General features: G+C 35.5%; 20 protein-coding genes. 5 read left to right on the top strand and 15 right to left on the bottom strand.

Translation table 11 applies throughout. The features are described 5' to 3' along the window. Positions 1–47 precede the first annotated feature (47 nt). On the top strand, positions 48–2,543 hold the full coding sequence (locus tag LUU93_RS03845; protein WP_232678486.1) for a cation-translocating P-type ATPase: 2,496 nt from the start codon (positions 48–50) through the stop codon (positions 2,541–2,543). A gap of 7 nt (positions 2,544–2,550) precedes the next feature. On the opposite strand, the gene LUU93_RS03840 is transcribed toward LUU93_RS03845, so the two are convergent. From LUU93_RS03840 to ppsA, 6 genes are all read right to left on the bottom strand, one after another. Further along, on the bottom strand, positions 2,551–3,906 hold the full coding sequence (locus tag LUU93_RS03840; RefSeq protein ID WP_232678484.1) for an MBL fold metallo-hydrolase RNA specificity domain-containing protein: 1,356 nt from the start codon (positions 3,904–3,906) through the stop codon (positions 2,551–2,553). Position 3,907: 1 nt separating this feature from the next. Further along, positions 3,908–4,738 (bottom strand): ATP cone domain-containing protein, encoded by an 831-nt coding sequence (locus LUU93_RS03835; RefSeq protein WP_232678482.1) that lies wholly within the window; start codon positions 4,736–4,738, stop codon positions 3,908–3,910. Between the two features lie 76 nt (positions 4,739–4,814). Beyond that, positions 4,815–5,267: an Hsp20/alpha crystallin family protein gene (locus LUU93_RS03830; RefSeq protein ID WP_232678480.1), complete on the bottom strand. Its 453-nt coding sequence runs from the start codon at positions 5,265–5,267 to the stop codon at positions 4,815–4,817. Positions 5,268–5,385: 118 nt separating this feature from the next. Beyond that, positions 5,386–6,435, bottom strand: coding sequence for a response regulator (locus LUU93_RS03825; protein ID WP_232678478.1), 1,050 nt, complete (start codon positions 6,433–6,435; stop codon positions 5,386–5,388). Then, on the bottom strand, positions 6,432–7,619 hold the full coding sequence (locus LUU93_RS03820; protein WP_232678476.1) for a PAS domain-containing sensor histidine kinase: 1,188 nt from the start codon (positions 7,617–7,619) through the stop codon (positions 6,432–6,434). Before LUU93_RS03820 ends, LUU93_RS03825 begins: the two co-directional genes overlap by 4 nt. A 105-nt stretch (positions 7,620–7,724) precedes the next feature. Beyond that, complete coding sequence (gene ppsA, locus LUU93_RS03815) at positions 7,725–10,151, bottom strand: phosphoenolpyruvate synthase (protein ID WP_232678473.1); 2,427 nt, start codon at positions 10,149–10,151, stop codon at positions 7,725–7,727. A gap of 268 nt (positions 10,152–10,419) precedes the next feature. Between ppsA and dinD the strand changes: the two genes are divergently transcribed. From dinD to LUU93_RS03800, 3 genes are all read left to right on the top strand, one after another. Continuing rightward, a complete protein-coding gene (dinD, locus tag LUU93_RS03810) occupies positions 10,420–11,271 on the top strand; it encodes a DNA damage-inducible protein D (RefSeq protein WP_232678471.1) in 852 nt (283 codons plus the stop codon). Positions 11,272–11,339: 68 nt separating this feature from the next. Further along, positions 11,340–11,762, top strand: coding sequence for an MgtC/SapB family protein (locus LUU93_RS03805; RefSeq protein WP_232678469.1), 423 nt, complete (start codon positions 11,340–11,342; stop codon positions 11,760–11,762). An 86-nt stretch (positions 11,763–11,848) separates the two neighbouring features. After that, positions 11,849–12,289, top strand: a complete 441-nt coding sequence (locus LUU93_RS03800) for a hypothetical protein (RefSeq protein WP_232678467.1) — start codon at positions 11,849–11,851, stop codon at positions 12,287–12,289. A 192-nt stretch (positions 12,290–12,481) separates the two neighbouring features. Here LUU93_RS03800 and LUU93_RS03795 read toward each other — a convergent pair whose 3' ends face one another. The 4 genes from LUU93_RS03795 to LUU93_RS03780 are packed head-to-tail and all read right to left on the bottom strand — an operon-like array spanning position 12,482 to position 14,757. After that, on the bottom strand, positions 12,482–13,348 hold the full coding sequence (locus tag LUU93_RS03795) for an alpha/beta hydrolase (RefSeq protein WP_232678465.1): 867 nt from the start codon (positions 13,346–13,348) through the stop codon (positions 12,482–12,484). A gap of 37 nt (positions 13,349–13,385) precedes the next feature. After that, on the bottom strand, positions 13,386–13,940 hold the full coding sequence (locus LUU93_RS03790; RefSeq protein ID WP_232678463.1) for a carboxymuconolactone decarboxylase family protein: 555 nt from the start codon (positions 13,938–13,940) through the stop codon (positions 13,386–13,388). Positions 13,941–13,957: 17 nt separating this feature from the next. Continuing rightward, positions 13,958–14,527 carry a cupin domain-containing protein gene (locus LUU93_RS03785; protein ID WP_232678460.1) on the bottom strand — a complete coding sequence of 190 codons (570 nt, stop codon included), beginning with the start codon at positions 14,525–14,527 and terminating at the stop codon, positions 13,958–13,960. Positions 14,528–14,538: 11 nt separating this feature from the next. Further along, the gene (locus LUU93_RS03780) at positions 14,539–14,757 is read right to left on the bottom strand and encodes a 2TM domain-containing protein (RefSeq protein WP_232678458.1); all 219 of its coding nucleotides are present in this window, start codon (positions 14,755–14,757) and stop codon (positions 14,539–14,541) included. A gap of 220 nt (positions 14,758–14,977) precedes the next feature. Between LUU93_RS03780 and LUU93_RS03775 the strand changes: the two genes are divergently transcribed. Then, the gene (locus LUU93_RS03775; protein WP_232678456.1) at positions 14,978–15,553 is read left to right on the top strand and encodes a Crp/Fnr family transcriptional regulator; all 576 of its coding nucleotides are present in this window, start codon (positions 14,978–14,980) and stop codon (positions 15,551–15,553) included. A gap of 73 nt (positions 15,554–15,626) precedes the next feature. Here the strand turns inward: LUU93_RS03775 and LUU93_RS03770 are convergent, their stop codons facing one another. From LUU93_RS03770 to LUU93_RS03750, 5 genes are all read right to left on the bottom strand, one after another. Further along, entirely contained in the window at positions 15,627–16,424 is a 798-nt protein-coding gene (locus LUU93_RS03770) for a DJ-1/PfpI/YhbO family deglycase/protease (RefSeq protein ID WP_232678454.1), read from the bottom strand. Positions 16,425–16,640: 216 nt separating this feature from the next. Beyond that, complete coding sequence (locus tag LUU93_RS03765) at positions 16,641–18,065, bottom strand: DJ-1/PfpI family protein (protein ID WP_232678452.1); 1,425 nt, start codon at positions 18,063–18,065, stop codon at positions 16,641–16,643. A gap of 366 nt (positions 18,066–18,431) precedes the next feature. Continuing rightward, positions 18,432–18,998 carry a Crp/Fnr family transcriptional regulator gene (locus tag LUU93_RS03760; protein WP_232678450.1) on the bottom strand — a complete coding sequence of 189 codons (567 nt, stop codon included), beginning with the start codon at positions 18,996–18,998 and terminating at the stop codon, positions 18,432–18,434. A 220-nt stretch (positions 18,999–19,218) separates the two neighbouring features. Continuing rightward, positions 19,219–21,129: a sigma 54-interacting response regulator gene (locus tag LUU93_RS03755; protein ID WP_232678448.1), complete on the bottom strand. Its 1,911-nt coding sequence runs from the start codon at positions 21,127–21,129 to the stop codon at positions 19,219–19,221. A 42-nt stretch (positions 21,130–21,171) separates the two neighbouring features. Beyond that, positions 21,172–23,301 carry a tetratricopeptide repeat-containing sensor histidine kinase gene (locus tag LUU93_RS03750; RefSeq protein WP_232678446.1) on the bottom strand — a complete coding sequence of 710 codons (2,130 nt, stop codon included), beginning with the start codon at positions 23,299–23,301 and terminating at the stop codon, positions 21,172–21,174. Positions 23,302–23,422 lie beyond the last annotated feature (121 nt).

The raw sequence follows: 23,422 nt of genomic DNA, 5'->3' as shown, positions 1-23,422 counted from the left end.
TTTTGTGTTTTTGAATTGTTTTAGATTAATTTTTATTTAACAATATTATGAATATAAAGGAACAGGAATTAAGAGGATTAAGTCTCGATGAAGTTGCTGAGAGCAGAAAAAAAAATGGTTTGAACACGTTAGAGTATAAAAAAGAGAATAGAGTCTATTCCTTTTTAAAAAGCATTTTTTCAGAACCAATGATTCTTTTACTGTTTCTTGCCTCAGGGATTTACTATAGTAATAAACAGTATAGTGATGCTGTATTTCTTACTGTTTCGATTTTATTTATTGCCGCCATATCGATTTATCAGGATAGAAGAAGTCGAAATGCATTAGCAGCACTGCAGGAGTTTGTGCAGCCTTTGTATCAAGTCATCCGTCAGGGAAAGCATCAAAAGATAATGACTCAGGATATTGTGAAAGGTGATACAATTATTGTTGAAGAAGGCAGTTTAGTGCCGGCAGATGGTGTAATAATGCGTTCCAATGATTTTTCAGTAAATGAGTCTATATTAACTGGTGAGTCTATGGCTGTTTTCAAGGATTCAGAAATAGAAGATAATAAAGTATTTTCAGGTACTACAGTTGCCAGCGGACTTGCTATTGTGAAGGTATCAGATATTGGTGTCCAGACCAGATTGGGCAAAATAGGAACCAGTCTTGAAGGTGTTAAAAAAGAGAAAACACCTTTGGAACTTCAAATTGGCAGTTTTGTAAAAAAAATGGTTTTAGCAGGCGCTCTTGTATTTATTTTGGTATGGATTATCAACTATTCAAAAATAGGCAGTATTGAGAAAAGTCTTTTAATGGCCCTTACTTTAGCGATGAGCATACTGCCTGAGGAGATTCCGGTTGCTTTCACAACTTTTATGGCTTTGGGAGCACAAAGACTGATGAAAATGGGTATTGTCGTGAAACAGATGAAAACTGTTGAAGCATTAGGCAGTGCTACGGTTATCTGTACCGATAAAACAGGGACAATTACCCAGAATAAAATGGAACTCGCAAAACTTTGGATTCCTTTGGGATTGGAGCTGTCTCCAGAAGTTTTTTCTAATTTAATAAAGGCACGTGAACTCATAACAACCGCAATGTGGGCAAGTGAACCAATAGCTTTTGATCCTATGGAAGTTACACTGCATAATGCTTATAAAAAAATCGCTGGCCAAGATTTAAGAACGGATTTTAAAATGGTTCATGAATATCCCTTGTCAGGAAAGCCGCCTATGATGACACACGTTTTTGAAGATCAGTACGGCAGCCGAATTATTGCGTCAAAAGGAGCACCTGAAGCGATTTTGGAAGTCTGTCATCTTTCATCTTCTGAATATAAAATAATAACCGCTGCGCTTGATACTCTAACCAGCAAAGGCTACAGGGTTCTCGGTGTAGCAAAGGCTGACCTGGAGGGCAGCGAATATCCTAAAACACAGCAGGAAATTCGATTTATTTTCGAAGGTTTAATTGCTTTTTATGACCCTCCAAAAGACAATATTGAACAGGTGCTGAAATCTTTTTACAAGGCTGGAATAGCAGTTAAGATTATTACCGGAGATAATGCCAGAACTACAGCATCAATTGCTCAGGAGATAGGTTTTCAGGGCTTTGATAAAACTATTACAGGAGAGAAACTTATGGAAATGACGGATTCAGACCTGCAAGCTATAGTAATGGATATTAATGTTTTCAGCCGTATGTTTCCCGATGCTAAATTAAGAATTGTTAATGCTTTAAAAGCTAACGGACAAATTGTTGCTATGACAGGAGACGGTGTCAATGACGGCCCATCACTAAAAGCGGCACATATTGGTATTGCAATGGGGAAAAAGGGAACTGCAATAGCAAAAAATGCGGCTTCGCTTATCCTTGTTGAGGATGATCTTTCAAAAATGGTAGAAGCAGTTGCTGCGGGAAGGAAAATTTATGTCAATCTGAAAAAAGCGATACGTTATATTATATCGATACATATTCCTATTATTCTCATTATTTTTATTCCGCTGGCTTTAGGCTGGCTTTATCCTAATATCCTAAGCCCTTTGCACGTTATTCTGCTTGAACTTGTGATGGGGCCGACTTGTTCAATATTATATGAGAACGAACCAGCCGAGAATGATATTATGCAAAAACCACCAAGATCTTTACAAGCAGCTTTTTTTAATGCAAAAGAAATTATGATCAGTTTGTTTCAGGGGATTATGATAACTCTGGGAGTTTTACTGGTATATCAATGGTCAGTATACGGTAATTTAGGAGAAGCTGCCACCAGAAGCATGGTTTTTTTAACTTTAATCACGGCCAATGTTTTACTTACTCTTGTCAACAGATCTTTTCATTATTCCTTATTGGTAACGCTGCGATATAAAAATGCCATGGTTGCTATTATAATTAGTATTACAATACTATTGGTTATTCTGCTGTTTGCCATACCATTTTTACGATCTTTGTTTGATTTTGAATTAATCTCATTTTTTCAATCGGCTGTCTGTTTAACTATAGGTACTTTGTCGGTATTATGGTTTGAGGGAGTAAAATATCTTAGAAAAGGTGATTAACTAAAATTTAAACTTCTATCTCACTGCCCATTAAAGCGGCACTGCAGTTATATCCATATTGGTCTTTAATTTTAATTCGCAGTTCATCTGCCGGCTGATTCTCGCCATGAACCAAATAAATGAATTTGGGAGCATTTTTAAGATCTGAGAGCCAGTTTACAAGACCTTTCTGGTCTGCATGAGCAGATAATCCTTCTATCTGTACAATTTTGGCTTTAACAGTGTAGTAATTTCCATATATTTTTATTTCATCTGCTCCCTCCAGGAGTTTTCTCCCGCGTGTTCCTTCGGCTTGATAACCGACAATTATAACTGTAGTTTTTTCCATACTTATATAATGCTCAAAGTATGATAAAACACGGCCGCCTGTAGCCATACCGCTTGCTGCTAAAATGACTTTTGGCTGGGGATCCTCAATAATTCGGATAGTCTGCTGAAATTCAGAAACTATTTTAAACATGCTGCACATTTGATGACAGTCATCGCTGGAGAGTTTATGCCATTTCAGATTTTCCTGAAAGATATTAAGCACACCTGCCCCCATAGGAGTATCCAGGATATAAGGCACATTTGGAATCCGGCCTTCTTTTTTAAGCTCCCATAAGAGATACATTATGGACTGGACGCGTTCTACAGCAAATCCGGGAATGATTACCGTTCCTTTGAGATTTATTGTGTCATTGATAAATTTTTCAAGTTCTTTCTTTGGGTCAAGATCAGGATGAAGACGATTACCATAGGTACTCTCTAAAAAGAGATAATCTGCCTGAGAAGGTTTTTGCGGTGCAAACATCAATACATCATCATCACGTCCTATATCGCCAGAGAAAACCAGTGTTTTTCCTTCCAGATTTAACGTAATGCTGCAGGCACCGATTATATGTCCTGCATTTGAAAAAACCGCGGTAATTTCATTGGCTATAACTACTGATTCATTTGTATAAATGACTTTAAAAAAAGGAAAAACACACTCTGCCTGCTGTACAGTATAGAGAGGTTCTGCCGGTGTATGTTTTGAATAATGCTCTCTATTGGCCCTGTCGGCTTCTTCCTGCTGTATTTTGGCGCTGTCCATCAGAACAAGCTCAGCGACAGCTTTTGTAGGACCTGTACAGTATATTTTTCCTTTAAATCCCTGATCTATCAGCCTTGGCAGCCAGCCGCAGTGGTCTAAATGACCATGGGTAAGCAGTACGCAGTCAATCGTGGAAGCCAGGACAGGCAAAGGTTCCCAGTTGAGTTCCCGAAGTACTTTAAGACCCTGAAAAAGACCACAGTCTACTAAAATTCTTACCCCATTACTTTCTATGAGGGTTTTTGAACCTGTCACGGTTCCGGCACCTCCTATAAATTTTATTTTCATTTTAAATAAAGTTACAAATTTGTGAAGCCTCTTTTAATACATTTCTGATCCTGTTTTCACTTAGTCCAATTTTAGAAAGGCTTTTTGAATCATTAATAATGTCTTTGACGAGAATCTGATCCAAAATAAGCAGTTTTTCTTTCTCAACCATAGAAAGAGTTGTCAAACAGGTTACAGGGTAAAGTCTCCCTTTGTCTATTTTGTTTTTGATGCTGTTGTCTTTAGGGTAGTCCCAGCTTAAAAGACCAATTCCGGAGCAGACTGCAAAAGTCTCAGCATCTTTTGTAAAACGGTTGTTGGTTACTATGATACAGGAACTGAAAGTTTCTTTATTGGAAAAAACAATATGTTCCCGGATTTTAAGATCATTAAAACGCGAAAGGATATACATGGGGACTTTTACATCTGAGGAACTTTCTCTGCTGCTGTGAAACTTACATTCAATCATCCACACCGTATTTTCTTTTTTAAGTGCAACGTCAATTTCATGGGACACACATTTACCCTGAAGTGTTAAGTTTGTTTTGGTATCAAACCCTTCTGTTTCATATAATCTGGAAATGAATTTTTCAAAGAAAAAACCATGCGGACCTAGAAGCTGTAATGCATAGCGCAGATTGTACCTCGCTGCATGCCCGTTTGAAGCTTTTTTTAAGATTGCAAAAGCCAGTTTGTATATTTCTTTTGTAGTGATACCTTCATAGATCTGGTTTTCTATAAGCTGTAAAGACTGCTCTATCAAGTCAGGGGCAGCGCCGGATTTTTGGAGGGAAAGCTTTAATTTTTGTTTGTCAAAAGGTACAATATGCCCTGAGTGTTTAATAACTTTCATAACAAGGGGTTTGGTTTTGAACTGATCTAAGATTATAAAATGCAGGATGTCCATGAAGACATCCTGCATTTTATAATCAGCTTATTGTAATCTGTTGTACCGGTTTAGCAGGACTGCTTTTCTTTTTAGGAAGGGTCAGTTTTAATACCCCGTTTTTATATTTGGCATCAATTTTATCTGCTGCTATATTTTCAGGGAGAACAAAAGAACGGCTGAAGGAGCTAAAGGAGAATTCTTTTTTTCTAAAGTTTTTATCTTCTTCTTCAGATTCCTCTTCTTTTTCGGCACTAATTTGTAAAATGCCATTTTTTATTTCGGCCTTAAAATCTTTACTGGTAAGACCAGGTGCTGCGATTTCAATTTCAAAATCAGCACTGTTTTCAATTACATTTGCGTGAGGTATGAATGCCCCTTTTTGATTAGTAAAGGCAAAAAATGGAGGGAATTCAAGAAAACGATCAGTAAAAAAATCTTCAAAAATGCTCGGATGTGAGCTGTTTTTTTTCTTTGTTGTAACAAGTGTCGTCATCGTTTAAAAAATTTAAGTTAAACATTTCTAAAATGAATTACCCAAAAATACAACGTATCACCTGTCAAAAGAATGAGAAAAATCACTTGATAAAGTGATATAGATCATAAATGAAAAATCAGTTTTTAATTTTACTGAGTTTATCTAAATTAAGAATATGGATTGTGCTGGCTGTTTTTTCAATTAATCCTTCTTCCTTAAAATCGGTCAGAGTGCGGCTAACTGTTTCAGGAGACGTACCGGAGAAAGCTGCCAGATCATCCCGGCTGAACTTGATAGTGAAGCCGTCAGGGCTGTGCTGCTGAAATAAATGTACGATTCCCTGGGCTATTCTTTTTCTTACCGACATATAGGCAATTTGCAGAAGGCGGGATTCTTTATCCTTCATATCATTGGAAAGGATTTTAATAAATTTGGTTCCTATATCCGGATAGAGAAACAGCAGTTTGTCGAGCTGTTCAATGGGCAGGAAACTTAATTCTGTATCTTCAAGAGCAATTGTAGTATCATTATAAGTATCATTTGAAAATAAAATACTGATATCCAGATAATCATTTTCTTTATAAATACCTGTAATAAGCTCGCGGCCTTCTTCGGTAAGCTTTACAGTTTTAACTTTTCCGCTTATGATATAATAAATACCTGTCACACGATCACCTTCATAATGAATGCATTGATTTTTTTTATACTTTCTCGAACTCCTCTCAAGCATAATTTCTTTAAGTTTCGAAAGTCCGTCTTCTTTGGAAATAATTGTATTGAGGTTTTCGGCACTCTGTCCATAGAAAAGCTGCTGTGCTTCTTTTTTTTTGAGTCTCGTTTCAATAGCCCTCAAAAGTTCCAAGTCGTCAAAAGGTTTGGTAAGGTAGTCATCAACCCCCAGTTCCATACCTTTTCGAATATCGGCTCTTTCCGCTTTGGCGGTTAAAAATATAATAGGTGCAGCCTGCGTCTGGGGATTTTTATGTAGAATATGTACTACGCCATAACCATCAAGTTCGGGCATCATGATATCGCACAGTACAATATCAGGAATGGTTTTAAGAGCAAGTTCAACTCCTTTTTTGCCATTTTCAGCGGCAAAAACTTCATAGCCTGAAAGTTCCAGTATTTCGACAATATTTTCTCTTATACTATCGCTATCTTCAATAATAAGCACTTTATTCATAAACGCGGCAGTTCAATAGTAAACAAGGTTCCTTTATTTGCAGCACTTTTAAACGATATAGTGCCGTTCATAATTTTTACATAGCGTGAAACAATATGAAGCCCCAAACCGGTACCAGGAATAGTTCCTGTATTATGAGCCCTGAAAAAGGCTTCAAATAAATGCTCATGTTCTTCCTCTGGTATCCCTATACCATTATCTTTGATATTAATGGTTATCTTATCACTGTCAAGAGTGGTCCACAGCTCAATTTCTGTCTCTTCACCTGAATACTTGATGGCATTAGACATAAGATTGATGATACAATTTTTAAGAAGATTTTTATCTAGTTTTACCAGTGCAATTTCGCTATTTGGGATATTGATTATTTTCTGTTTTTTTTTGGTAAGAAGTTTCAGTTCACCTATGATTTCTTTTATAAAAGCCTGAAGGTCAAAACAGGATATCTGGAGGGTTATTTTATTGGCTTCTGCTTTTTCAAGAAGAAGGAAATCATCCAGTATAACAGTTAAATTGGCAACAGCACTTTTTATTTTTCGTATATGGTCATCAATCTTTGGGGTGTTTAACTCTTCTGCATAACGTTGAATTAAGGACGAAGAAAGCTGGATAGTACTCAGTGGTGTTCTAAACTCGTGAGAAGCCATTGATAAAAGCCTGCTTTTGATTTGATGCAGTTCTTTTTCTTTCTCCAGCGTGGTGCTTACTTCCTCTTTAGCATTTGTTAAGGCCTCTATAGTTTCGTTTAAGGTTAAAGTCCGGTCTTTTACAAGCTCTTCCAAATGCTGGGTATACTGCATTAATCGGGTTTCTGCTTCTTTTTGGTGGCTCAGATCATGTATAAAACCTGCAAAAATTCTTTTATTTTCAAATTTTACTTCGCTTACTCCAAGTCTGAAAGGAAATATATTGCCGTCTTTTTTTCGTCCTAAAACATCTCTTCCATAACCAATAATATGAGGAACTCCTGAAGACTTGTAACTTTCCAGATAGGAATTATGTTTTTCCCTGTCGGGAGAGGGCATAAGTATCGAGATATTTTTCCCGATAACATCATTGGGTGCATATAAAAAAAGCCGGCATGCCGAAGGATTTATTGTCTCTACAATACCTTTGTCATTAATTGTAATGATCCCGTCTATTGCATTTTCAATTATAGCATTTAACAACGCCTGGTTTTTCATATACCATTCGAATTACATAGTAACAAATATCGTTAAATGTTTTTGAATATCAATGAACGGACTTATTAAATATTCATTTTGAGATACTTTTTTTCATCTTAAAATTCATTTATTTGACTGCCCATTAAGGCTTTTGTTTGTTATCTCTGCAGTTTTATTTACTGCAGTATTTATATGTTTTATGCCATTAATGAGTGCATCTGAATTAAAAGAAATACTACTGATTCCTTCTTTTACCAGAAACTCGGTAAAAGAAGGGGAGTCGCTTGGAGCCTGACCGCACAAACCAATTTTTTTATTTTTTTTTACAGCTGTTTTGATCATTTTTCTGATGAGTTTTGTGCTGGCAGGGTTCTGTTCATCAAAGAGAGCTGCAGTTAATGCAGAATCCCGGTCAATGCCCAGGGTAAGCTGGGTGAGATCGTTGGATCCAATGGAGAACCCGTCAAAAATTTTAGCAAATTCGCTGGCAAGAAGCACGTTTGAAGGTATTTCGGCCATGACATATATTTCGAGACCGTTCTCTCCCTGTTTTAGTCCATAATCAGCCATAATTGTAAGAACTTTTTTTCCCTCCTGTGGTGTACGGCAGAAAGGGATCATCAGTTTTACATTGGTAAGCCCCATTTCATCGCGCACTGTTTTGAGTGCCATACATTCAAGTTCAAATCCTTCGCGGTAATTTTCATGATAGTAGCGGGATGCTCCCCTGAACCCCAGCATCGGGTTCTCTTCCAAAGGCTCAAAAACGGTGCCTCCTAAAAGTCCTGCATATTCATTGGTTTTAAAATCGCTCATTCTCACGATGACTTCTTTAGGATAAAAGGCAGCAGCAATTACTGAAATTCCCTGAGAAAGTTTATCAATTATATACTGTTTTTTATTGGAATAATTCTGGGTCAGTTTGTCGATTTCGGATTTTTGCTTTTGATCTGTAACTTTTTCGGGATGAACCAGGGCCATAGGATGAATTTTTACATTATGGGTAATAATAAATTCTAAACGAAGCAGTCCTACACCATCATTAGGATATAATGCAAGTTCGAAGGCCCTTTCAGGTTCAGAGACTATAAGCTGTACTTTAGGTTTTATGGGAAGCGGAAGGGAATCAAGTACCGCACTTGTGCGTGTAAACTCTAATTTATCTTTATATACATAGCCAGTTTTACCCTCGGCGCAGCTCAGGGTAATAAGGTCTCCATTTTTAATTACCTGGGTAGCGTTTGATGTACCCACTATGGCTGGAGTTCCAAGTTCTCTGGCCACAATAGAGGCATGGCTTGTTCTTCCTCCTTTATTGGTAATAATCCCGGCAGCTTTTTTAAGTATTGGATCCCAGTCAGGACTTGTGTAATCAGTTACGAGAATATCTCCTTTCTGAACAAGATCCAAATCGGCGACGGAATATAATACCCTTGCAATACCACTGGATATTGCCTGTCCGATTGCTTCGCCGGTAGTGAGTACTTGTCCTTTATTTTGTAATTTATATGATGTAACAGACAAAGGTCTGGCTGTGGAGTGCACAGTTTCTGGTCTTGCCTGAATAATATAAAGCTCACCGCTGAGTCCGTCTTTAGCCCATTCAAAATCCATAGGTTTTTGATAATAATCTTCAATTATAATGGCCCATCTCGCCAAAATTTCTATTTCTGAATCTTCCAATACAAAGCTGCTGCTGTATTTTCGGGGTGTTACTTTTAGAACTGTCGAATTGGTGCCGGCAGCATTATCATTGTATACCAGTATTTTGCTTTTACTTCCAAGATTTTTCTGCAGTATTGCTTTTTTATTGTTTTTAAGTGAAGTTTTAAATATAATAAACTCATCAGGCGTAACTGTGCCTTGTACAATGGTTTCGCCCAGACCCCAGGTTCCGGCAATATGCACCACATTACGAAATCCTGATTCGGGCTCAAGTGTAAAACCCACACCGGAACAGCCAAGATCTGAGCGGACCATCTGCTGAATCCCTACAGAAAGGAATACTTTATTATGATCAAAACCTTTATCCTGTCTGTATTTTACTGCCCTGTCAGTATAAAGTGAAGCAAAGCAGCATTTCACGGCATATATAAGTGGAACACTGCCTTTTATATTGAGATAGGAATCATGCTGTCCGGCAAAGCTGGCATTAGAGAGATCTTCTGCCGTGGCACTGCTTCGTACTGCAACGGCAAAATCTCTTTCTTTATCGTTGGATAAGGAATTATAGGCTGTTGTTATGCTGGTTTCCAGATCCAGAGGAAATCTGCCCTCAAGGATTAGCTTTCTTGCTTTAGATCCGATTTCAGCTAAATTGGCAAAATCGACCGTATCTAATTTGACCAGAAGTTCCTGCAGAGGGCCTCGCAGCTTATTATATTCTATAAAATACTTGTATGCCTTAGTTGTAATGGCAAATCCATTTGGAATTCGAAGTCCCTTAGAAGTGAGGTTGTTGTACATTTCACCCAAAGAAGCATTTTTTCCTCCGACTTTGCTAATGTCATCAATTCCTATTTCACTGAATTTTAAAATCAACTTCTCCATTTTTATTTGTTAAATCAGTTTGTAATTTATTGCTGGTTTTAATAAAATAAAGGTAGTGCAGTACATTTTAGTTGAAAATGATGAGTGTCATAGTCTTGTTTATATTTTTGGGTGAAGAGATTTTAGGTTTTGTGATGTGCATCATTTTTCGGTACTGAATTATAGAAGAAATTTGTTTTGTTAGCTATTAGCATATTAGGTAATGGCAAATAAAATTCCTTAGAATAAAAAGTATGATGTTTTATTACAGAAAATATTTAAAAGTCTTATGAAAACAAAAAAATCATCAAAAAGAAGTATCTCAGTTTTTGATAAAATACGCAGATATGATAAAACCGGCAATGAGTACTGGAGTTCAAGGGAGCTTAGCGGTTTGTTAGGTTATACTGATTTTAAGCTGTTTTTACCGGTTATAGAAAAAGCAGAAACAGCCTGCAGGAATGCTGGCCAAAAGCAGGAGATGCATTTTAAAGAGATTACAGACCCCAAAAAGAGAAAAGCAGCCGCTTTTGAAAATGAAGATATAAATTTGTCTCGTTATGCTTGTTACCTAATCATACAAAATGCTGATCCTGCCTTAAAACCTGTAGCTGTAGGACAGGCATACCTGGCAGCGCAAACCCGTTATGCTGAGCTTAGTGCAATACAAAAACAAAACAACTTAAAAATGGTAAAACAGAGAAGGATTTTTCTTCGAAATGAACTTGCTAAGCGAAATCTGCAGCTTGCTGGGGCAGCCCGCAAAGCAGGTATAATAAAACCGAAAGATTATGCATTATTTCAAAATCACGGCTACATGGGGCTTTACGGAGGGCTCGATGTAAAAGCTATACGTGAAATCAGAAATCTTGATGCTGATGAAAATATTCTGGACCACATGGATAGTATTGAATTAGCCATGAATTTATCTCGTGTGAAGCAGACAGCCGAGCTGCTGAGTGATGAGGAAACAAATGATGCAGCTGATGCCAACAGTGTCCATTTTGCCGTCGGAGTAAAACTTCGCAAAGCAATTGAAGAAACGGGAGGTACTTTACCAGAGAATCTGCCGGTAGTAGAAAATATAGCATTGACCAAGCATAATGATAATAAACTGGCATCAAGAAAAGGCAGCCATTAATTTCATTTGGATGAAATTTGTTTAATGCTAAGAAGGAAATATATTAACCCAGCTAAAAAATAATAGTTTTGAATACAGCAGAATTTTTTACCCGACTTATTGCGGCTTTTGCTGCAGGATTAATCATAGGTTTTGAACGGCAGTGGCATCATAAGGAAACTGGCTTAAAGACAAATATGCTTGTAGCAGCGGGAGCTGCTGCCTTTGTATTATTGTCGATGAAAATTTCAGCAGATGTACCCAATATTGATGTGACCCGGATTACTGCCCAGATTGTGGTGGGAGTAGGTTTTCTGGGTGCGGGTGTTATTTTTAGGGAGGGCTCAAATGTACATGGATTAAATTCTGCAGCTACTATATGGTGCAGTGCTGCTATCGGCTGTATTATTGCATCGGGCTATTTTATAGAAGCTTTAATCTGTACTTTTCTTGTCACAATTGTAAATGCCGTTTTTGAACCTGTAGATCAGTGGTTAAGAAATAGGAAGTAAGCTTTTTAATGTAACTTTTCTACCTTTTAGATAACACTAGAAACGTACTGCTTTAAATTATATATTATCTTAAAACAAGTATAGATATGAAAACAAAGTTTATTATTCTTGCTGCTACTGCTGTACTTTTCTACTGTTGTCAGCAAAAGGACTGGACAGATTCAAATGGAAACTCAATTGCTATTGATTCAGTTCAATTCTCGGATATAAATAATAAAACACTTAAAAAGTGGTTTTTATTAAATAAAGAATCAGACAGTATAATGGACTCGGCTCAACTAATTATTCAACAGCAGAGTGATATAGTGGAATCTTATCCACAAGACGAGCGAGAATACATGAATACCAATATTTTGGAAGCACAGCGACACCTTAACCATTTTAAAAATAAGGTAAAACATATCAGAGAGTTTGTTTCTCATATTGAAGAATATGATCCTGCTATGGAACGCACAATTGACTCATTAAAAGAAGACTATGTTCAGGAAAAAATTAAACTTGAGGATGCATTAAGCAAATTAAGATAGCTAAAGATAGTCCGTTTTTTGCACCTGATCCGAAAGAATGTTTGAAACCTAGTATAAAAATAGAACAATCCCTATGTATCAAATACATAGGGATTGTTCTATTTTTTAAGTGACGTTTACTTCACAATTTAAAAACCATTTTATGAATGATTTAAAGAAGTTGGCTTATTTTCAAGTGAATTTGTAAGATGATTATTTTGCTAAAACGCTTTTTATGAGCTTAGTAAGTTCATCAGATTTTGATATAAACGGACTATGTCCTGAATTGATGGTATAAGTATCAGTAATACCAGCTTCTTTTGCCATTTTCTGCTGAAAATTATAAGTAATAGTATTATCTGCAGTTGTGAAAATGTAGTATTTTTTCCCGCCAGCATTATAATCTTCTGTTTTATAATTTAAAGGTGTTCCAAGCGGAATTGTAGGTTCTGCTTTGTATTTTTCTACAAGAAATTGTTTTTGCGCATCTGTTGCATCCTGAGCAAATATTTTAGGAAGATTCACTTCTGGATTTACGATTCCGGCCAAAGTCTGATCATTAGACAATTTTAATGATGGAGGTAAAAGTGAAGCCGTATCCATTTGTGAATAATCTAAAACACTTTTTCCGCTTTGTGGAATAAAACCAGCAACATAAATCAGTTTTTTGATTTTTTGAGGAACTTCAGCAGCAGTTTCAGTAATTACAGCTCCTCCCAAACTATGACCAATTAAAATTACTGGTTCGCTGTATGAGTTAATCGCTTTTTTCACTTCATCAACATAAGCCTGAAATGAAACCTGATAGGCTGGAGTAGTGTCGTCTCCATGTCCCGGAAGTTTTACGACTGTAACATTGTAACCCGCGGCTTTTAAGTCCTTTTCGGTTTGATCCCATACATAGGATGCCTGCCAAGCGCCGTGTACCAATACAACAGGAGATTTTTTTACAGCATTATCATCATTTGTACATGATGCACTTGCGATGGAAGTAAACAAAAGCAGGAATAGTTTTGATATTGATTTTAAGGGAGTTTGAGAATTCATTTTCGATTTTTTCATTGTTTTTAAAATTTTCATTGTATTTTTTTTTATTAAAATTGGATGTCTTTTTGGGTTAGGAAAGAACATCAAAACCATTTAAAACAGTTGCAAGTAGGGTGTAAGCGCCAACTAAAAAGATAAGTTCGGCAACTCCATTTTGTCCTAAGATTTCTTTGGCAAGATTATAAGATGACTCAGGAACAATTCGTCCTTTGGCTAACACAGAAGCAATTTCATACGCCACGGCTTCTTCTTGATTTAATTCATTTGGACGAATTCCTGATGCCAACGATGCAACTGCTTCGGCTGAAAAGCCAAAATGTTTAGCCATAATTTCGTGAGTATAAAGTTCGAAACGCGCGCCAAATGCTGCACCAACAGTAAGAATAGCGACTTCCCGTACTTTTTTAGGAAGTGTTGCATGATTGTCTAATGAACGCACAAAACTTAAAGCAGGAATTCCAAATTGCGGAAAACCAAGCATGGGCGGAAACGGGCCCGTTAAAGCACCTTCGTTATTCAGCATAGAAACAGGACCTTGACTTGTTGTGATAAGTTTTACAACTTCGTCATGCACATAACGAACTTCGGCGTTCATTGTTTCTGGAGGTATAGGATTTACTCGCATGATAATAGTTATTAGATTTAGCGAAGATTTTCTTCAAATTGTCCGTCAATTAAAACGAATACTACGCGACAGACTTTTCCAGATCGATTGCTCCATGCGTGATTTGTGCCTCGTTGTACAATAATATCTCCTGCTTTTGCCGTTGTTTCGCCTTCGTCAACAATTAAGGTTAATTCGCCATCCAGAACAATCCCATAATCTATAGTTTCGGTTTTATGCATTAAAGGATGAGGTGCATTTCCGCCTGCTTTTGAAGCTTGTTCACCGCTCATGGTTTTAAAATGTTCCAAAGCTTGTTCTTGGGTCAGATTTCTAATTTCATCACTTTCCGGCGGAAAATCGATTACTCGTATTCTTGTTCCTTGTTTTGGAGGGCCTAGAATAAGTCCGTTTTCTTCAGGATCTTTAGAAATGCTGTCGATTAACGCAGGAGTTTGTTTTGTATTCCAAACCTCATGAAATTTGGCTCCATTTGGCCCGCCAACCATATAAGTTCTCGCCGGAACTTCATCAGAAACTATAATGGCTTTTCCTTTTTCATTATGTCCTGTTACGATACGTCTGAATGTTGTATTGTTAGTTTCCATGATTATTGAGATTAGATTTTATTTTTTCTGAATACAAATACACCCAAATAGTGAAAAAGAACTCCAACTGCCCAAGCAGAAGTAGACCAAAGCGGCCAAGGATAAGTAGTGTCTGTTAAATACCAAATAAGAAAGATTATTGGAGTTGCCAATAGGAAAGCAAGAAAGTGAATTTTGAATCCTAATTTTGGATTGTGTGCTTTAGCGTCGATGTTAAATTTAGTTTTCATGATTAAGTTTTTTTAATGATTAGTAATAGATTATTTTTAAATGAAATGTTTTTAATTATTTGATTTTCAATTTATTTACATGACAAAGGTAGAGCGGGTAATTGGCGAACATCGTTGACTTTGGTTAAGAACGAATCATTTAGATTTTAAAAAGAAAGCATTTTGTATTTAGCAGAATAAAATCTAATTTTAGAGAAGTTATTTCTCTTAACTTATTGCTATGGATGCACTTAAAAACGTTATAACATCATTTGTTCCCATGTCTGATGAAGAGTATGATTTGATGCTTCCAATTATCGAAAGGAGAGACGTGCCAAAAGATACCGACCTTTTGCAGCAGGGAGAAATCTGCCGTCATATCTACTTTATAGAAAGTGGTTTTTTCAGAATGTTTTATGTGGATTATAAGGGAAACGAAATCAATTGCCGATTTGCAAAACCAGATGATTTTCTGGTTGATTTCGCTAGTTTCATCACGCAGAGAACAGCTCAATACTATTGCAGAGCGATGGAAGATTCGAAAGTAATTGCTTTAGAATATGAACAGGTAGAAAACTTATACCATAGTTCTCCCAACTGGTCAAAATTTGGAAGATTAATAGCCGAATATGCTTATTTGATCATTATCGAAAGAGAGGAAATGCTTCATTTTCAAACTCCCGAAGAACGATACAAAACCATTTTAAAAAAAGAGCCTTATCTTTTTCAGATGGTATCGCAGAATCAGCTTTCATCTTACATTGGCATAAAACCAGAATCTCTAAGCAGGCTTCGTAAACGAATGATCGGTAAGTGATTTGTTAAAATAAAATATAACGGAAGACAAAATTTATCTTCCGTTATTATAATTCAGCAGTAATGTAACAGAATTACTTTTTCTTAACTAACCAGCTTTCAACTGCTTTCGAAAAATCAGCTACATCAATGGGATGTCTGCTTGTTATAATGTTGGCATCAACTACTACAGGCTGATCAGAAACAATTCCGCCTGCATTTTTAAGATCGATCTGAATGTTCCAATATCCCGTTAATTTTCTGCCTTTTAAAATATCAGCCGAAGCTAATACAACCGGTGCGTGACAAATGGCAGCAATCAATTTTCCTGATTTATTAAAATCCTGAATGAATTTAATAACGTCTTTGTCGTAACGAAGGTTGTCAGGATTCCACGCGCCTCCCGGAATAAATACGGCATCATAATCACTCACTTTAATCTGATCTGCTGTGCGGTCAAATTTTATCCATCCAACGGGCTGTAAATATTGAATAGCCATCACATGTGTTTTTGCCATTTCAGGACTGCTTAATCCGTATCTTGCTGGAGCAGGATTGTATTTTGGAGAAACAATATCAACCTGTGCGCCTAATTCTTTAAAATACCATACAGGTCCTGTTAGTTCAATTTCTTCAAAACCGTCTGCAGCAAGCACTGCGATTTTTTTACCTTTTAAAACTGTTTTGTCTTTTACAGGATTAAAAAAGAAAGCTCTCAAAGCTTCATTTCCCGGTGCATTCAACAGCGAAGAAACTGGCATTACAGAAACATGAGACGGTGTTGTTAATTGGTTGATCACATCTAATTTATGATCGATATCTTGTGCTTGTGCATCTGATAATGCAACGGCGCTTAATAAACTTGCTGTCATAATTTGTCTTAATTTTTTCATGATTTTTTATTTTAACTATTACTACTGATTTCTTAGGATTTTGTTGAAATTGAAAAAGATTTATTTAAACACATAGAAATATAGATTCTAATCATAAACAAGGATGTTTAAGAGAAATATATTTCTTTCATATAGTTTCACTATGTGTATTTAAACAAGTGAAACGCCTTTTTTTAGGGGTTTACAGAAACTATGTTTCTATGTGTTAAAATATTTTTATTCTCTTGTCATCGGAGCAAATTCTATAAGATTATGCAGTCCGTTTTGAAAAGGAGGTTTCTTGATGCTGGTTTCCAAATATTCGATTACAGGTTTAATTGGTGGAAAGTTGAGGTGATATTGAAAAGCATTATTGTTTCGGAACTTCTCGTAGGTTACAAACAGCGTTTCATCTCCTTCAATTTCTGAAAGCTGATACGTTACGACGCCAGGTTCACTGCGAAATTGCGGCATAGCGATATGGTAGGTATCTTTAAAATGCTGTTCTGTTCCTTTTTTTCCGTCAACAAAAAGCATAATCACAAGCTGATTGTCTTCTTTTTTTGAAGTTTTTCTCCATTGCTCTTTGGTTAAAGGTTCCAGATCTTTTACATAATAGATTTTAGGTGCCGTTTTTAAGGATTTTTCAGTTAAAGTTTGTAATGCTTTTGCCTGAGTTTTTTTGCCGAAATCTTCCAGCTGTTTTTTTCCGTTCCATCTTTCAATCAGCCATAAAATATTTGGTTTGTCTTGTTCGTAAAAAGCTTCTGCCATAATATTTTCTTTGGATGAAAGAGAAACTGTTACATAATCTTTCAATGCTTTTCGAAATGGTTCTAAAGCATTTTCTGGTACTTCATACATCGTTAATTTTGAGAAGATTTCAGAAGCTTTTAACTGCTGTAAAAGTGCTTTACCAACTGCTTTTGCCGATTGTGGATTCTGCCCCGTAACCAAGCGCTGGTCGACCGTAACATGTGTCTGCCATAAACCCGATTTTTCAAAAATGGCTCCTCTTTCTATAAGTTTAGATTCTAATAAAAAAGGGGCAGCTTTATCTAGTTTTACAGCGGTTTCTTCTTCATTTGTAAAGGCATTAATTTTTTTGCCGTCTACAAGATATTTACCATCAAGCTTAATATTTAAAAGGCCTGCCGGACCATGAGATACAGCACTGATGATTCCGTTATTTTCATAAATTTTAGAAGCTATTGCAGTCAGCTGTTTATTGTTGGACAAATCCCACATCGCACCGTGACCGCCAGCAAAATGTATGGCAGCATAATCTTCAGGATTGATGCTTTGAGGGTTCAACGTGTTTTCTATTTTCTCTCTGTATTTTGAGTCAAGCCAAAATTTTTTGTTTGTCGAATCACTTAAATTGAATCCTTCTACAGGTGCTTTGCCTCCTTTCGGACTCACAAAATCAATTTCGTATCCTGCACTTGTTAGAACATCCCAAGGATGCGTTACTTCAGAAAGATAAAATCCTGTTTTCTCTCCCGTATTTCCCTTTTTTTCATGATTGGTGACCACGAACAAAATTTTCTTTTTCATGCTTTCAGAATTTTTAGCTTTAACATTGGCTGTAACAGTCATAAACATACAGAGTGCGACTATCAAGACTTTCTGGGTAATTGAATTATATGGTATTGTTTTCATGTTTTTTCGTTTAAAATTTTCTGTTATCTCTCTAACAAATTTCCATTTTACATATTCGCTGGAAGTTGATTTAAATCACTTTAAAAGTGTGATTACGATCACATTAATTTTAAAAACAAGGCAAAATTATATCGGTCATTCTTTCCAAATCATTGACTTTGGTTAAGAATGGATTTTTTTAATTATGAATTATGAATTATGAATTATGAATTATGAATTGTGAATTGTGAATTGTGAAATTGATTAACTTCTTGACAATTTTATTCAACATAGCCCAAGGTTTCAACCTTGGGTACACAAAAAGAGACGGTTATCCGTTGCGTCACCAAGGTTGAAACCTTGCGTTATGTTTCTTAAGATTGTTTATTAATTATTAAGATAAAGTCTGCTAAGCGTTTCCCGACAGACGCCGAGATATTCTGCGATGTATTTTTTTGGTATTTTCTGCAAGATGCTTGGATAATAACTGGCAAACTTTTCATAACGCTCTTTTGGATTGTCTGATAATAGAGAAATAATTCTTTTTTGCTGCGAAGAGTAGAGCAGGGTTAATTTCATTCTAAAAAAATGCTCCATTTTATGAAGTTCAGATGCCAGTTTTTCTCTTGCGTAAAGTGTCAGACATAATATTTCGGCATCTTCCATACAGATAATATTTATCGAAGATTCTGTTTGATTGAAATAAGCGTTATAGTCTGAAATCCACCAATTTTTGATGGCAAACTGAAGAATATGCTCCTTGCCGTCTTTATTAATGTAAAATGCTCTTAGTGTACCTTTTATAATCCAATATTCGCATTGGACTTTGTCTCCGCTTTGAATTAAGTACTGATGTTTTTTTATTTTCCTTTTGGTAAAGAAAGTTTTGATATAAGCAAACTCTTCATCGCTTACAGGAGTAATTTCTTCAATATGATTTCGCAGCTGATCCATAGACAATACATCATTTTTTAGACATCAATATGCTGCAGAAAATGACCAAGAACATGCCAGTAATTTTGTGAAACAGAAATAAAAGCAATAATGAAACGTAAACTACCGCTGCTGCTGGTTTTTTATTTTTTATAGTTTAAATATTAGAAAATCAAAGTTTTATATTTCTACGAAGATTTTGGAGAAATATGCAATAGCTCCGAAAAAAGTGGAGTAATTTCTAGTCTGTGTAATCATCTTTTTTAATAGCCAGTTTACTCATTTTAGATTCTAAAGTTGTAGGCTTGATATTTAGTATTGAAGCTGCGCCGGCTGTTCCGCGTATTCTGCCGTTTACTTTTTTTAAAATTGAAATGATGTAATCGCGTTCTAGTTGCAGCTGTGCATTTTTTACATCTTCTAATGTATGAACATTTTTTGTATTGGATGATTCTGAAAGAGGAGAAGAATTCAGATTAAGATTTAATTCAGCTTTTCCATTATTTAATATAACCGATCTTTCTATAAAGTTTTCTAATTCGCGAATATTTCCCGGCCAGTCATATTCATTCATTTGTTCGATCATTTTCGGGCTTATGCCGTTAAATTTTTTGTTGAATTCCCTGCAGAATTTCTTTGCAAAATAATCTGCTAATTCTGAAATATCGGTTTTACGCTCCCGTAAGGCAGGCATGGTTATCGGAAACACATTTAGGCGGTAGTAAAGATCCATTCTGAAATTACCCAGAGCAACTTCTTTTTCGAGATTTCGGTTTGTAGCGGCCACAATTCGTATATCAACTTTTCGAGCTGAATTTCCTCCCACTGAATCGATTTCTTTTTCTTGTAAAACACGCAATAATCTAATCTGCATTTCATTCGATAATTCGCCAATTTCATCCAGGAAAATAGTTCCGCCATCTGCTAGTTCAAATTTTCCTTTTCTGCTTTCAACGGCGCCCGTAAATGCACCTTTTTCATAACCAAATAATTCAGATTCTATTAAAGTTGGCGATATGGCAGCACAATTCACTTTTATAAAAGGACCGTCTTTTCGGATGGAGAGATTGTGAATAGATTGAGCCGCTTTTTCTTTTCCTGTTCCGCTTTCTCCAAGTATAAGAACTGAGGTGTTGTAAGGAGCAACTTGTGTGATAAGATCAAGTGCATCCAATAAAAGAGGATGTTTCCCGATTATGTTATTAAACTGTTGAAAAACAGTATCTTTGTGATTGTCTTTCGTGTTTTCTTTCAACACTTTCTGCTGATTTGCAACCTGAGTCATAAGGTCTTTAAAATGCTTTTTTGCACTAGTCAATAAATCAATATGATATTGCGAATAGATTTTTTTCTTTTGACTGCAGAATATAAATTGAACGCTTAATTTGTCATTTAATGGAAAAGGAAATATGAGATAAGATTCTGCTCGAAAATGATTTTTTATGAAAGACAAATTTTGATTAAAATTTTCAGTTTCATATATAACTGCTTCGTTTTCCAGATAATTGATTTCGGTAAAAAAAATAGTGCTTTTTGAATTCGTGATGTTTTCTAATTCTCTTTCGCCTATGTATTGATATTCGTTAAAACCTATGCGTAAATAAGCAGTACATTTTTTTTGATCGGAGTTCTTTATTTCAAATACAATCAGATCGTAAGTAATAAAAGTTTGTAGTAAACGTGCAGTTTCATTTAGATAATTTTCATATTGAAGTGCCTGATGACTTATTTTGCTTAGCTTTTCCTGCAAAAGATTTTCCTGTCCTGAGCGAGATTCTATGCTGTTTTTATGTCTGTATGAAGCGATTTCTAAAGTAATAAGTAAATCTTTTTCTCGAAATGGTTTTACAAGAAATCCGTAAGGATCTGTTTTTTTTACTTCTTCAAGTATGGTCTGATTGGAGTTAGCAGACAAATAAACAAAAGCAATGTTTTCGGTTTTTAGTTTTTTTGCTAGATTAATTCCTGATTGCTCTCCTTCCAAATGAATATCTAATAAAACAAGATCAGGTTTGTTTTTTGCTATTTGTTCATAAGCTTCTTCGACCGAAACAGCAATTCCGGTTACAGGGTATCCAGCTTGTTTTAATATTAGCTGAAGGTCATTTGCGACTATAAATTCATCTTCTACAATCAATACTTTACTGCTCATAGTAAATCAAGTATAAAATTTTAAATTCAATGCTGCGATTAATTATTTATGAGGTATAAATTTAATTATAATATGTACTCCCTTATTATTTTCGATACTAAAACTGCCTTTTAATTGTTTTACAAGACCTTTGATAAGATTGAGCCCAAGGGAATTGTTTTTGGTTTTGTTAGTTAAATCCGGCAGGCCTATACCATTATCTGATATTTTAAGCACCAAATCACTATCTTCCAGATCTAAGCTAATTTCTACAATTCCTTTTTGGTTTTCTAAAAAAGCATATTTTATGGCGTTTACTATACTTTCGGTGATTATTAATCCCAACGGAATTGCCTGCGAAACATCCAGATCTATTGCTTTGATATTTTTTTTGAAAGTTATTTGATTTTTATTATCAAAACTTTCATGTAAATAATCCACCAGTTCACTAATATATTCAGCCATTGCAATTGTAGAAACATTATCATCAAGATAAAGTTTCTTATGTATCATTGACATTGCCTGCATTCTGCGGAGACTATCCTTAACTGCCGTTTTAGCTTCGTTATCTTTTAAGTATAATGACTGGGAGTTGAGCAGACTTGTAACCATCTGAAGATTATTTTTAACTCTATGATGGACCTCTTTTATCAGCCACTCCTTTTCTTTAAGAAGTTTGTCTTGTTGTATATTTAGATTTTCCAGGTAAAAATTTTTCTGATCCAGCTCTTTCTTATTGGCCTCTAGTTTACAATTACTTCTTTGTTTAATAAGATAGCGATTAAATAATAATCCAACTATAATCAGTAGTAATACTGCTATAGCTACTGTAATATTTCTTGACTTCTTAGTTTCCTCAATCCTACTATATTGCAATTGATTTTGCTTGTTAAGCAATTCAATATCCTTTTGCTTTTTAGCAGTTTCAAATTGAACCTGTAATTCAGCAATCTGCCAATTTTTGGTTTCATTGAACATAGAATCCTTTAATTGCTGGTGTTTAAGTAAATGTTTAATGGCAGAATCAAAATTCTTCAAACCAGAATTGGCCTGAAAGAGCATGAAGTGTATATCTTTAGTAAAAGAAGGTTTATTTGCAGCCTGCGAATAGTTTAATGCTTTTTGCAAATAAGGCAATGCTTTACTATATTGCTGTTTGTTTATGAAATACTGACCAATTTCCGAATTGATATTTGCAGTTATTTCATTTCCCTGTTCCATTTGTCCTGACAGTTTTATCAGTTCGAGATAATATTTTTCAGCCTTTTTGTTCTGCTGTATAGTTTGGTAGCAGTAGGCCAGTGAACTAGTAAGGCATGCTTTAGAATAAATTCCAATAGGTTTATATTTTGCCTTTATATCCAGAATATAGGAAAGCGCTTCCTTATCTTTTTTTGCATTTATTAGCTCTCTTGCAAAAAGTCTTGCTTCCCTGAATTTGTATAGGTTATCAGTACTTTTAAAATGTTGGTTGTCAAAAATTTTTAAATACCATTCTATACTTTTGTCTGGCTGACCGAGTTCTTTATACATATGTGCAAGACGGCTATAGAAAGTAAGGGCAGAAGTTGAATCATTTGCTGTCTCCATACCTTCTATAGCCTTTAAACCATAAGAAATACATTTACCAGAGTCACCTTTATAACGATAGGTAACAGACAATAGATCATAAATGTAATGGAGTTCTTTATAACCTATTGCTTTGTATAGCTCAAGTGCTTGTAATAATTCTGTTTCGGCAAGATTAAATTTACCACTTACCAGATGTATATCAGCGATGGTCTTCAAAACCCATGCTTGTCTTTCTTTATTACCGCTTTTTTTGTAAAGAGAAAGCATATTTTCAAAACAATCCAATTTAGTTAATCCGGTTTTTTCACGCATAGGTACCAGCGTTGCAAGTTCATGCCATAAAAGAGCTGTTTTTTCTTCATTGCCAGGAAGATTTATTTTATTAATAGTTTTTAGGTATTCCCTTTTACTTTGCTGAAAACCTTCTGTAATAAATAAATGCATTGCTTTTACGTGCATTCTTTCTGCCTGCAGGTTTGATACGTATTGAATCTCAGTAATTTTATTTGATTGTTCCAGATAAAACAGTGAATTGTTTAAATCTTTTGGCGATCTGTCTGAATGAAAAAGATAATGCCGCGCTAAGATAATCAGCATACGAAAACGGGTAGAATCTTTCAATGTTCCTAATAACTTTATTGCAGATGGTATTTGATCTTTTCTGATATAGGCATCTCCTATTAATAAATCTGCCTGATTTTTTCCAAATTCATATTTCAGTTTATTACTAAGATAAAGGGCT

Origin of the sequence: Flavobacterium soyae (assembly GCF_021245985.1) — a bacterium.
GTDB classification, from domain to species: domain Bacteria; phylum Bacteroidota; class Bacteroidia; order Flavobacteriales; family Flavobacteriaceae; genus Flavobacterium; species Flavobacterium soyae.
This window is presented reverse-complemented; position numbering and strand designations above follow the sequence as displayed.